The organism is Wolbachia endosymbiont (group B) of Apotomis betuletana (assembly GCF_947250475.1).
Lineage (GTDB): Bacteria > Pseudomonadota > Alphaproteobacteria > Rickettsiales > Anaplasmataceae > Wolbachia.
In genome coordinates, this window is the sequence record NZ_OX366320.1 from 882,397 (window position 1) to 895,814 (window position 13,418).

Below are 13,418 nucleotides of genomic sequence, written 5' to 3' on the forward strand. Positions count from 1 at the left end.
CCTATTTAGGAGTACCTTTCTTAGAATTCACGTGTTGAAGAATGATTTCTGCTAAACCTTTACTAATTCCAGGTACGTTTTGAATTTCAGCTAGAGAAGCTTTGCTTATGTTTTCTACCGAACCAAAATGAGACATGAGTGCCTTCTTTCTTTTACTGCCAACACCAGATATTTTACTTAATTGTGAAGCAAAAAACTGTTTATCGCGTTTTTTTCTATGCGAAGTTATCGCAAAACGGTGAGCTTCATTACGCAGCAATTGTAAATAAAGCATGACCTTGCTGTCACTTGCTAGAGTAAATTCTTCTCTGCTCGGCACATAAAATCTTTCATTTCCTGCGTTACGATCATGACCTTTTGCCATACAAGCAAAAGGAACGTTTATATTCAATATCTCCAACACATTCTGCACTATGGAAACATGTCCTGGCCCACCATCTATCAGTAAAAAATCAGGAATGATGTCTTTTATATTGCCAGAGAAACGTCTAGTAAGCACTTCTCTCATCATTTTATAGTCATCACCTGAAATTTCTTCTTTTATAGTAAATTTTCTGTACTCACTTTTTAAAAAACCTTCCTGCCCTGCAACAATCATCACACCAACTTGTTGATTTCCAGATATATGGCTATTATCATAAACCTCGATACGCTTTGGAATATTTGGTAACAAAAAGATTTTGCTAAGCTCTTCGAGCTTTTCTAGGTTATTTCTATAATCAGTAAGCTTCTGCTCTAGGCTATGCTTAGAATTATTGTAAATAAAATTCAACAAATCACGCTCTTTACTATTTTTCGCATACAAAACTTTTATTGATTTTTGAGTAAGAGCATAAAGTGCTTGCTCTATAATTTCCTTATCCTTAATAAAATCGGGAACGTAAATTTGTGCTGGTGGTGTATTAACTGGATTATACAAATTGACCAAAAAGGTGGATAAAATTTCATCATTTGGATGATCACTACAATTCTCAATGAAGTAAGGAATGCTTCCATAGTTACCTTTATCTCTGAAAGATAGTACACCAATGCATGCTAAGTCTGCCTCACGTACAATGCTGAAGAAATCTGCATCTTCTTCAAAAGAAAAATCCATTGGCTGCATTTGAATTTGCTGAAGAAATTTCAATCGATCTCTATAGACAGCAGCAAGCTCGTAGTTCATCTCCCTACTGCACTTTTCCATTGTAGAAAATAGCTGTCTTTGCACTTCTTTATTCCTTCCTAGCAGAGTATCTTGTGCTTGTTTTACTGATTTGCAGTAATCATCTTTTGTAATTTTATCTACGCATGGTGCTGAACAGCGCTTAACTTGATACTCAAGACATGGTCTTTTTGTTGAAGAGAAATATTGATCTGAACATACTCTTAAGAGAAAAGCTTTTTGCAATGATAATATAGTGTTCTTAACAGCAGCGGCAGATGGAAAAGGGCCGTAGTAATGAAACTCATTCTTCTTAAACTTACCTCTATATTTCGCTATTCTTGGATAATCATGCTTAGAAATTGTTATATAAGGATAAGATTTTCCATCCCTAAGCAAAATATTATAAGATGGTTTTAACGATTTTATTAACTGTGCTTCAAGAAGCAATGCTTCGATTTCATTCTCAGTGATGAATATTTCAACCTTAATAACCTGTAAGATCATTACTCTGATTCGTTCAGAAAGGTTTTCGAATTGAAGGTAGTCGGATAATCTCGACTTCAAGTTTTTTGCTTTACCAATGTATAAAACCTTATTCTTATCTCCAATCATCTTATAAACGCCACAGGATTGTGGAGATGATTTGATTTGTTCCTTATATTGCCTGAGCATTTATCAATTGTTTAACCTGTATAAGGTTAAACTCTGCTACTAAATGAAAGGTAGAAACAACATTTGCAAGCAAAGATAACCTGTTTATTCTAAGCTCATTAGAATCACAGTTAATCTTTACACTGTCCATAAATTGATTGATAAATGGAGCAAAACGAGCAAGTTCATCAAGCGCTGTATTAAAGTCGTTATTTTCTATCGCTTGTTTGATGTTTTTACAAGCAGCTATAGCACAATTTGATAGCGCAATCTCCTCATCTTCAATCAAAAACTTCTTACTGTAAGATGCATTATAAGTAGTGCCATCACTTTTTCTCACTTTGCTCATCATGTTACTGGCTCTTTTATAAGTGCTTAGAACCTGTTCACCTTCTTTTGTACTAAGATAACGATCCAATATCACAGTTTGCTTTTCCGCTTTCAGCAGATCATTAATATCGACTTTATATAGTATTGAATCTACAACATCTTGCCTTATATTTCTATTTTTTAAAATAATCTTGAACCTTTCTAAGCAGAATTTAAATACTAGTTCTGAAATTTGTTTTTCACTTGGCTTATCAACTGGAGTTATATTTTTATTCAATAGAAGCCTTGAACATAAAGATACTGACTTATCTATCAGCAATCTAATTGGAATATGCAAATTATTTTCAAGTATTGTTCTAATTATACCAATTGTCATTCTCCGCAAACCAAACTGATCATACGAACCAGAGATTTTCTCACCTGCTGCAATTAAGCCAACCAAACTATCCATTTTGTCTGCAATAGCTACAGCAATCGCAGTAGGAGATTTAGGGCATTCTTGGTCCGATCCAATTGGCTTATAGTGCTCAGTTATAGCTTCCACTACTTCTTTATCCTCTTGAAAATAAGAAGCGTAGTATCCACTCATTACTCCTTGCAATCCCGGAAATTCTTTCACTATCAACGTTGCAAGATCTGCCTTTGCTAAATATGCAGCACGTTCAACTTTAATTAATGAAGCATGTGGAATAAATATCGCTACATACTTTGAAAGAGCGATAATACGCTTCACTTTTTCTTCTACGCTACCGAGCGAAGCATGAAATGAAATAGAGCTCAATTTTTTGACATAGTAATCTAGGTTTTCCTTCTTGTCTTGAGATATCAAAAACTGGGCATCAGCAAGACGTGCTTCTAATATTCTTTCATGGCCTTTGACAACTTCATTGTTGTTAACATTTACAACAGTAACAAAATGTGATATTTTCTGTCCATCACTTAAAGCAAGATACTTTTGCTGCGTATTAATTATACTAAGTATTACTTCCTTCGGTAATTCTGATGATTTTACTTTACCAAATAATACTATTGGCCACTCTATAAGCCCTGCCAATTCATTAAGTAAATAATCATTTTTTTCAAGTTGTAAGTTCTCCTCTTTTGTAAACTTATTAATCTGATCTAGTATAAATTGCTTTCTTTTGTCCAACTGGAGAATGACATTATTTTTTTCTAACAATTCAAAATAGTCTTTGGGTGTTTTAACAGTAAGTACTGCATCACCTGAAAGAAACCTATGACCATACGTCACGTTGCATGCTGTAACCCCTGCAAAAGATATAGGTATTATTTCGTCATTTAAAATACATAGAATATTTTTAATTGGCCTAACCCATCTCTCTTTTCTTTCACTCCATCTCATACTCTTTGGCCAAGAAAAGTTTTTTAGCATTTCCTCCAGTTGATTTTTGAGAAACCCGTTGATGTTAAATAAGCAGCTTTCTCTCTTAATGAAGTAAAAATCTTCATCGTTTACTTTGCGAATGAGTAAATCTTCTTCACCTTTCCGATTTTTTCTCAAAAAACCTTCGATAGCACTTTTCGGTGCATTAACTCTTGGTCCTTTAATCTCATTGTTAGAATCTTTTAGCTCCAAAGCACTTATGCCATCAATAAAAAGAGCAATGCGACGTGCAGTCACATAAACTTCTATAGATGCAAATTTCACATTATTTTTACTAAAAGCATTAGTGATATAGCTCTTAACCTGAGCTGCAGATGAATTCTGCATTCTTGATGGAATTTCTTCTGAAAGACATTCAAACAATAATTGTGACAACATATTCTACTTTGCTCTATATAATTCACAGCATTTTTTTGTTAACTCTCTCACTCTACCAATATAGGCTGTACGTTCATTCACACCAAGCACACCTCTTGCATCAAGTAGATTAAGTAGATGGCTCGTTTTAATACATTGGTCATAAGCTGCTATCGGCAATTCTTTTTCAACAAGGAATTTACACAGTTTTTCTGTATCCTCAAACTGCTGTTGTACTACTTTAGTATCATAATAATCAAGTGCCAGGTAAGAAAACTCTCGCTCTCTTTGTTTAAAAATATCTCCATAAGTTGCACCGCTACCGTTCCACATTATGTCGTAAACATTATCTACACCCTGTATGCACATTGCTAAACGCTCTAACCCATATGCTACTTCACCAGGAATTATTCTGCAGTCAATACCTCCCACTTGCTGTATATAAGTAAGTTGTGTTACTTCCATTCCGTTGCATGTAACCTCCCAACCAAGACCGGATGCGCCAACACTTGGGTTTTCCCAATCATCTTCAATAAACTTAATATCATATTCTTTTGTCGATACACCAAGAGCTTTTAAGCTATTTAAGTAAATATCTTGCAAATTGCTGCCAGATGGTTTTATTATAACTTGGTATTGATGATGCTGATATAAACGATTAGGGTTGTCGCCATAGCGTCCGTCTGCAGGTCTGATTACTGGTTGTAGATACGCAATTTTTGTTGATTTTTCGTCAATCGCTGACATGATTGTTGCGGGATGTAGTGTTCCAGCTCCAACTTCAGACGTATATGGATGAAGTATAGTACACCCTTCATCTGCCCAAAAATCTTGTAATCCCTTTATTATATCCTGTAGATTCACGCAAACTGTATATCTTTTAAACTGAATACATAAGCAAATAAGTACTATTCTATACTTATTTTTTTAATAGTGCCATGAAAATAGTCACTCAAGGCTATTGAACTTTCTTTTACATACTCAAATATGCTTTTGTTTAAAACAATCGCATCATGCATAGTCAGATCGCAGAATATAAATGCAGTCAAGTACAATAAAATCACTGCATAAAACACATGAAAAATCCCTTCAAATGTGATTGATATTGCATTGTTATAACTAAGCTGTATCGTACTTATCGGCCATGGTTTTATTACTTCTACAATATTAAAAAATAAATAAGGTATTATAAAGAAAAAGAACAAATGCATAAGATCATTAAACCAAAATGGACATTGAAGTATTGCCTTGCATATACTTAAATAGAATTTACTTACAATATAATAAATTGACATTATTGCCGGCATCGAAAACGCAACAGTCATCACCTGTCCTGATGCTATTTGTATTACTATATTCTCATCACTGCTGGCTGAAGGATCTTGAGTATGAAAAATAGATATGCCAACTAATTGCAGCACTAACATAACTATTGCTAGCTTGGTAAAAATAGCAGCTACAACTATGCCTGAATTCGGCATTTTATATAGTATAAAATCACCTCCGTATGTAAGCATTAATATAATGTCGGTAATAAATAATATTAGAAAAGAAGACCAATAATGCTGCCAACCCGGTAAATATCCTACTCCTAAAAAAGAGCTTACTATTTTGGCAGGAAAAACCTTGCCTAGCACCTTACCCAAAAATTGAAAAAAAATCCCCATGTCCTAACTAACACTTGACTTATATTTTTCACAATACTGAATTGTAATGGACTTATCAATACACTTCTTGCATAGAAAAAAGGCAAATAGTTAAAAACGATCTAAATTTACCAATAACCGTTATCCCTTCTTTCTTCATATTAGTGCCTCTATCCCAGTGCTCCTTTTCCTGTCATTCAAGTAGCCCCTTTGCGTCATTAGATCTCTTGCATAACTGGAATTCAAAAGTTGATGTCATTCCAGCTCATGACGCTGGAATCTAGTCTTTATTATGATTCAATTTGCGGTTAGTTTTTCTGGATCACAGTGTCACGCACTGTGATATGATGTCAGTATGTATAGCTAATTCAAAATATTAAAAAATTTACTAAATAAAAAAAGGCAAAAGAACCCCCTTATAGCGAGTTTTATAATTTAAATTGGCGTTGTAATAATGTGCTAACAAGCGCGATTTGGCTGAACGTAGAAAAAATAAAAAAGACATGCAGCCGCTATAATTTTATGTAATTTGCCAATAAATACCTGAGTTTTTTACTGAATTTTTGTTGTTAAATCTGCAGAGATTAAAAACAAGGATAAATACTTTTATTGATATGATAAGGAAAGTGGGAAGGTTTGTCAAGTCACTTCGGCCAGCTACCTACTTAGATGTTCCACACTGCTAAGTAGATACCAAATTTTTTGCAACATCAAGTGCAGCATAGGTAAATATTGCACTTGCACCTGCACGTTTAAAACCAATTAAGGACTCATAAATCACTCTGTTATAATCCAACCAGCCATTATTTGCTGCAGCTTTTATCATTGCGTATTCACCGCTTACTTGGTAAGCAAAAATCGGAAAATTAAACTTTTCACTTGCTGTTTTTATTACATCTAAGTATGGCATACCCGGCTTTATCATAATAAAATCTGCACCTTCATCTATATCCATTTCGATTTCGCAGATTGCTTCACGTGCATTTCTATAATCCATTTGATAACCACTTTTGTCGATGAAATTTGATGATGCGCACGAACCGACAACTTGCCTGAACGGCGCATAGAAGCTAGAACAGTACTTTACTGCATAGGACAATATTGACACATTCTGAAAGTTATTATCATCCAATGTTTTTCTTATTTTTCCTATCCTGCCATCCATCATATCAGAAGGAGCAACTATATCGCATCCTGCTTTTGCTAAAACAAGTGCTTGCTTACATAATGCTGACACAGTCTCGTCATTTTCTACATCTATCCTACTGCTTTTTAAAATGCCATCATGACCGTGAGTAGTGTATGGGTCTAGTGCAATGTCTGCAATAATGCCAATATCCGGTACATTTGATTTTACAGCACAAATTGCTTTACAGATTAAATTGTCAGGATTGTACGCTTCCTCGGCGTTTTCAGATTTTAGTTTACTATCAACTACAGGAAAAATTGCAACAGCATTAATCCCCGAGTCCTTAGCTTTCTGAATTATAGAAATTAATCCATCTATTGAATAACATTTGATATCAGGTAAGCCAGAAATTGGCTCAATTGTTTCTTCTCCGTCATGAACAAATAAGGGAAAAATCAAATCATTTACTGATAAAGTGCTTTCACTTGTTAAATTGCGAATCCACTTGCCTGAGCGCCTACGCCTTAACCTTGTATTTGGGAAATTAAACATTGGATCCAGGCAAATTCCCAGTAAAAAGCAACACTCCTGAAATGAGTATTACCCAAAGTACCGATATTGGCAAAAATACTTTCCAACCAAGACGCATTAATTGATCATAACGATAACGAGGTATTGTAGCTCTAATCCAAACAAATATAAACAAAAGTACAACTATCTTCAAAACAAACCAGATTAAACTAGGAATTTTATACAGCAAACTAAGCTCTAATGGAGGATACCACCCTCCTAGAAAGAATATTGTCATCATAGCGCTTGCTAAAATCATATTTGCATATTCTCCCAAGAAAAAGAGAGCAAAAGGCATTGATGAATACTCGACGTTATACCCAGAGACGAGCTCTGCTTCAGCTTCTGGTAAGTCAAATGGGTGACGATTAGTTTCGGCAAGCAAAGAAATAAAAAATATTATTCCTATAGGCATTAGTAATAAATCAATCCAAAATGGCATATTATGTTTCGCTACCACCATCTCTCCAAGATTTAATGTGCCAGTTGTAATAACAACTGTAGCAACTATTAGACCTATTGAAACTTCATATGAAATCATTTGAGCAGCTGACCTTATAGCGCCAAGAAATGCATAATTAGAATTACTAGACCAGCCTGCAATAATAATGCCATATATTCCCAAAGAGGATATAGCTAGCACATAAAGCACTCCAACATTAATATTTGATATTACCTTAGGGATTATTACCTGCTGTCCATTTTCTGTAATTATTTCAGCTCCAAATGGTATAACTGCCCAGGAAATTAATGCTAAAATAAAGGTGAGCATTGGAGCCATAATAAACAGTATGGTGTTTGCTCTAAATGGTATTATCGGCTCTTTAATTATCAATTTGATAGCATCTGCAAATGGCTGTAGTAGCCCAAATGGCCCTACTACACTTGGACCATGCCTTAGTTGAATTGCACCAATAACTTTACGCTCAAAGTACACTAAATATGCTACTGAAAGCAAAAGTGGAATAAGAAGAAAAAGAATATCAAATATCAAGTACATGCAACCCTAAATCAAAAAAATAGTTCATAATTGTGGCAATAAAAAATACAGCAAATGCTCTAGACACAAAAGACAATGTCCCTATTGAAATCAATAGGACAACACTTTTCTGTACAGCATTTAGCTTAATAGAATAGTAAAATGATATGCATATGAATGACACTAGTGACATCATAATTAAGATCATTGTGAGAGGCAAATAATTCCCTCTTCCCTCGGTAACTATAATAAATGTTATTGCCATCCATACATATCCTTCCGTAAATAGTGCAATAATATCATTGATAAAATCAACTAGCTTATAAACGAACTGTTTTTCTAATGTATTTTGTTCTTTACACAAAAATATAGAGTTTAATTTTCGTTGAAAATATACCAGAGTTATTAGTAATAATGGTGTTAGAATAAATAAAATATTAAGTAGAGTGTTCATAAAAATCCTTAGTACAATCTGCCATTATTTTTGAAGCACGACCTATTGAGTCTGTCATATAAAAATTACACTCCTTTAAAGTAAAAGGCGTATTACTTAAATTTATTTTACCATTGCTGATTGGTACCCATGTATTTTTTACCACTTGATCAACACTTCTAAACTGTGGACCGATAGTATCTAATTTTTTTCTCACATCAAATAAACTATCATATAACAAGGAAAGGCTCAAATATTGGGATAAATTTTTAATAATCAACCAATCTTCCTTTGCTTCACCAGGAGGAAAAACAGCTAAATTTGTTCTCTGTACTCGCCCTTCAGTATTTACATAAGTTGCATATTTTTCTGTGTATGCAGCTCCAGGTAGAATGACATCTGCTATATGCGCTCCCCTATCACCATGGTGGCCTTGATAAATTACAAATGTATTTTCTAATTTTGATGTATCAATTTCATCTGCACCAAGAAGATAAACAACTTCCACCTCGCCACTTTCTGCTTGCTTTAGTATTTGACTAATATCTTTTCCATCTTTTTTAGGAACAAATCCAATATCGAGTCCACCAACTCTTGCTGCAGCCTTATGCAGTACGTTAAAGCCATTCCAGTTATCTCTGATCATGTTAAATTTTTCTGCAATTTTGCCAGTTAGCGCTAAAATTGATTCAGAATCATCTCTTACTAATGCATCTTGACCGATGATGAGCATAGGATTTGAGGCAACACTCAGCAGCTTGCAAAATTTATGATTTCCTTTTGCTATTTCGTCTAAGATATTTGGGTTATTGCCTAACCTCTCAACATGGTATAAATACTCAACGTTAGGGCCAATGCTTGCAATAGGAAAATTGCCTTGTAAATATCTCTTTCTCAATCTTGCATTAATGATTGGTGCTTCTATCCTTGGATTCGTATTGATTAGCAAGCATAAATCTGCACTTTCTATACCCTGAATAGTGGTATTGAACACATAAGATCCACGATTACTTGATATAAGATTTGCACCATCTTGCCTGCAGTCTATATTCCCCGAACCAAGCTTCTGCATCACTTCTTTGAGTAGAAGCATAGACTCACAATCTGCTAAATCACCTGCAATTGCAGCTATTTTGTTTGATTTCGTACTCTTTAGTTTCTTTGCAGCAAAAGCCAATGCTTCATTCCAATCAACTGGAATTAATTTGCCCTCTTTTTTTATATAAGGTCGATCGAGGCGTTGTACTTTGAGTCCATCGTAAGCAAAACGAGTTTTGTCTGATATCCATTCTTCGTTCACTTCTTCATTGAGTCTTGGCAATATTCGCATAACTTCAGGACCACGACAATCAACTCTAATATTACTTCCCACAGCATCTAGCACATCTATAGTTTCACAATGTGATAGCTCCCATGGACGTGCTGTAAAAGAATAGGGCTTTGAAGTTAAAGCTCCCACCGGGCAAAGATCTATAATATTCCCAGATAATTCAGAGCTAATATGCCTTTTTATGTAAGTACTAATCTCTATATTTTCTCCCCTTCCAATTCCTCCAAGTTCATTTGTACCTGCAACATCAGACAAAAATCTAACACACCGAGTGCAATGAATACACCTGTTCATTGCAGTTTCAATCAGCGGACCAAAATGTTTTTTTGGCACAGCCCTCTTATATTCATCAAGTCTGCTGATTCCTTTACCATAAGCCATCGTGATATCTTGCAAATCGCATTCACCACCTTGATCGCAAATTGGGCAATCAAGCGGGTGGTTAATTAGCAAAAACTCAAGCACACCTTCACGTGCTTTTTTAACCTTAGGGGTATCAGTGTGAATAACCATCCCTTCTGCAACTGGCATTGCACAAGAGGCTACTGGTTTTGGAGGGCTACCCTCAACTTCAACCAAACACATTCTGCAGTTACCAGCAATTGCTAAACGCTCATAATAACAAAACCGCGGAACTTCAACGCCCACAACTTCACAAGCTTGAATTATAGTGAGCCCATGCTCTACTTCACATTCCTTAGAATTAATAGTAACTTTAACCACAACTACTATACAGCTTCCCACTTTATAGGATTGCCGCTTACCTCATCTTCAACTAGATTGCCGTTATCGTATTGAGCAGACATATAGTTCATACGTGAATCACGGTCTATATATCTAACCGGCTTTACCGGTTTATCCTTATACATTTTTTGTTCTGCTTTCTTACGCTGAGTAGGGTTATTTTTACTAGCTGTTTTCGCTTTTCCGCCTGCTGCCATATAAACTCCTAAAAACTTCCTATTTTATTCTAACACTTAAGTATATACCGTCAATACCAAATAGCTTTAAAGTTTTAATAGTCCATCATTACAATCATCATTTGAACAAAATACTTTCTCTTGATGCTGCTCAAGTGTGTAACTTTAGAATCCCCAAAAAAGAAAATGTAAGTTACTTTGATGATATCATTTTCTACGTCTTATAAATAGACATTCATGTAGCCGTAAATTAAGCTATAAACTCAATACAAAGATCCTTAATTATTAATCTCATAGTACTTCTCAACCAACTTATTTAGCAACCTTACACCGAAACCTACTGCCCCTCTTGGAGAAATATCAGTGCCTTTTTCGTGCCAAGCAGTGCCTGCAATGTCTAAATGTGCCCAACAAGTGTCGTTTACAAAACGCTGTAGAAACTGTGCAGCCATTATACTATCTCCACCAGAACCTGCAGGAGCTATATTTTGCACATCAGCAATCGGCGAATCAATAATTTTGTTATAAGTTTCATTCATAGGAAAACGCCATAATTTCTCATTTACTTCATTTCCTGCATCAATCAGATGATTCGCTAATTCATCGTTATTTGAAAAAAGACCAGCATATTCATTATTTCCCAGTGCAACCACTATAGCACCAGTTAAAGTTGCAAGGTCGATCATAAATTTCGGTGCAAATCTATCTTGTGTATACCATAAAGCATCCGCAAGTATTAGTCTTCCCTCTGCATCGGTATTTAATATTTCTATTGTTTGTCCAGACATTGAAGTGACTACATCGCTCGGTCTTTGAGCATTACCATCCACTGCATTTTCTGCAAGTGCAACCACACCAATTGCATTTACTTTTGCTTTTCGCCCAGCTAGAGTATGCATCACTCCAACTACAGTAGCAGAACCTGCCATGTCATATTTCATTGACTCCATACCGCGTGAGGGTTTAAGTGACACTCCACCAGTGTCAAACGTTATACCCTTGCCTATAAAAGCTATTGGTTTTTGTTCTTGAGAAGCCCCATTCCATTTTATCACCACTAACTTTGGCTCTTTACTACTTCCTTGTGCTACTCCAAGCAGGGCTCCCATTTTTTTCTCTTCCATTTGCTTTTTATCAAGCACTTCAACCTCAAGACCAAGTTTAGTAAGTTCAGCTTTTATACGATTAGCGTAAGACTCTGGATATAAAATATTAGGTGGCTCAGTAGTAAAAGCACGTGCAAGAAAGATACCTTCACCTTCGTGTTTTAAACGCTCAAATGATTTTTCAATGCTACTTAACTGTTCATCTTTTACTAATAATGTAATTTCCTCTACTTCTGTAATTTTTTCATCCTTTTTAGTTTTATACTTATTAAACTTGAAACTGCGCAGAAATGCTCCATATGCAACATTTGCTGTACTGCCCTCGATTGAAATAGCTGCTCGCTTGATTCTTAATCTGCTTAGCTCACAATATATTTTACCACCAATATTTAATCCTTTGCTTTCATCCCATTCATCTCTCATTCCAAGACCAGCAACTATAATATTTTTTCCCTCTGATGAAGTAACGGAGAAAAATTCACCAAAACCTCCATTAAAACCACTAAATTTCTTGATGTTATCTATAGCTTGCTTATCTTGTAGAACATTAGTTATGAGCTTATCACCCTCAAACAAACCTACCACTAGCGTCTCAAAATCGGGTAAAGCTTTAGAAATTGTTATCTTCATCGTTGACATCTCCGTTGCAAATAATTGTAAGCTGCACATAAAACATAGTAAAAACATTAGTAAGATATTTTTCATATACATTTTAAGTACAATAGCGCTTAAGACTACTATGAACTCCCCTGATATGCAAGGGCTTTATCTTTTATCAGAAAATTTGTTATGCCCACCTAGGGTTATATTAAATGTGTAGGTCTTCATGGCCTGATTGTTATAAGTAAATGGTGCTATCAGAAGGCTTGCAAGTCCACTCTCAATAAGATTACCAAGAAGAAGATCATCACAGTTATCGCAATTATGATCAGCAAAAAACATTTGTGTTGTGAATTCTGGAAAATCTGGATGTTGGACCAAAAAGTTGATGTGTGGAGCCCTATCACCAATTTTACCTGGTACTATTGTAATAAAATTATAATAGCCAAGGTTATTTACTACAAATCTTCCTGATCCAGCAAAATTTGGATCAAGCTCCACATTTTCATCATAATAGCTCATGCCAAGTGAGTCTGCGTGCCATATAGAAACCACAGCATTTTGTATCGGTAAGCAATTTACATCAGTAACTCTACCCACTACATTTATTAATTCTCCTGCTGCATTATTTGGAGAGCCAGGTTTTCTTCTTAAATTATTTGAAGAGTTAAAGCTTTTTGGCCTTGTTTCAAGATCATAAATCCCTGGAGTTTCAATACAATTAAGCAAAATAGGATCAGCCGCAAATAATGACAAATCGAATATAAATTGTACTAAAAACGCTAATAAGATATTTTTTACATTCATTTTGTTTA

General features: G+C 35.0%; 11 protein-coding genes. All 11 read right to left on the reverse strand.

The window, feature by feature from the left end; all coding sequences use genetic code 11:
• Window position 1: 1 nt before the first annotated feature.
• The 11 genes from uvrC to OOK82_RS04025 all read right to left on the reverse strand — a co-directional run bounded on the left by uvrC (window position 2) and on the right by OOK82_RS04025 (window position 13,410).
• A complete protein-coding gene (gene uvrC, locus OOK82_RS03975; protein WP_264686932.1) occupies window positions 2–1,819 on the reverse strand; it encodes an excinuclease ABC subunit UvrC in 1,818 nt (605 codons plus the stop codon).
• Window positions 1,803–3,911 carry a glycine--tRNA ligase subunit beta gene (gene glyS, locus OOK82_RS03980; protein WP_264704477.1) on the reverse strand — a complete coding sequence of 703 codons (2,109 nt, stop codon included), beginning with the start codon at window positions 3,909–3,911 and terminating at the stop codon, window positions 1,803–1,805. The genes uvrC and glyS overlap by 17 nt, the downstream gene beginning before the upstream one ends.
• Before the next feature lie 3 nt (window positions 3,912–3,914).
• On the reverse strand, window positions 3,915–4,754 hold the full coding sequence (locus OOK82_RS03985; RefSeq protein ID WP_264374578.1) for a glycine--tRNA ligase subunit alpha: 840 nt from the start codon (window positions 4,752–4,754) through the stop codon (window positions 3,915–3,917).
• Between the two features lie 44 nt (window positions 4,755–4,798).
• On the reverse strand, window positions 4,799–5,557 hold the full coding sequence (locus tag OOK82_RS03990; protein ID WP_010404500.1) for a hypothetical protein: 759 nt from the start codon (window positions 5,555–5,557) through the stop codon (window positions 4,799–4,801).
• A 661-nt stretch (window positions 5,558–6,218) separates the two neighbouring features.
• A complete protein-coding gene (gene hemB, locus OOK82_RS03995) occupies window positions 6,219–7,217 on the reverse strand; it encodes a porphobilinogen synthase (protein WP_010404406.1) in 999 nt (332 codons plus the stop codon).
• Window positions 7,210–8,235, reverse strand: coding sequence for an NADH-quinone oxidoreductase subunit NuoH (gene nuoH, locus OOK82_RS04000; RefSeq protein ID WP_010404403.1), 1,026 nt, complete (start codon window positions 8,233–8,235; stop codon window positions 7,210–7,212). Before nuoH ends, hemB begins: the two co-directional genes overlap by 8 nt.
• Complete coding sequence (locus OOK82_RS04005) at window positions 8,219–8,668, reverse strand: hypothetical protein (RefSeq protein WP_010404400.1); 450 nt, start codon at window positions 8,666–8,668, stop codon at window positions 8,219–8,221. The genes nuoH and OOK82_RS04005 overlap by 17 nt, the downstream gene beginning before the upstream one ends.
• Window positions 8,652–10,700: an NADH-quinone oxidoreductase subunit NuoG gene (gene nuoG, locus OOK82_RS04010; protein ID WP_264704478.1), complete on the reverse strand. Its 2,049-nt coding sequence runs from the start codon at window positions 10,698–10,700 to the stop codon at window positions 8,652–8,654. Before nuoG ends, OOK82_RS04005 begins: the two co-directional genes overlap by 17 nt.
• 5 nt (window positions 10,701–10,705) lie before the next feature.
• Window positions 10,706–10,918: a hypothetical protein gene (locus tag OOK82_RS04015; protein ID WP_006279675.1), complete on the reverse strand. Its 213-nt coding sequence runs from the start codon at window positions 10,916–10,918 to the stop codon at window positions 10,706–10,708.
• Between the two features lie 257 nt (window positions 10,919–11,175).
• Window positions 11,176–12,672 carry a leucyl aminopeptidase gene (locus OOK82_RS04020; RefSeq protein ID WP_264686929.1) on the reverse strand — a complete coding sequence of 499 codons (1,497 nt, stop codon included), beginning with the start codon at window positions 12,670–12,672 and terminating at the stop codon, window positions 11,176–11,178.
• A gap of 96 nt (window positions 12,673–12,768) precedes the next feature.
• The gene (locus tag OOK82_RS04025; protein WP_064085711.1) at window positions 12,769–13,410 is read right to left on the reverse strand and encodes a protocatechuate 3,4-dioxygenase; all 642 of its coding nucleotides are present in this window, start codon (window positions 13,408–13,410) and stop codon (window positions 12,769–12,771) included.
• Window positions 13,411–13,418 lie beyond the last annotated feature (8 nt).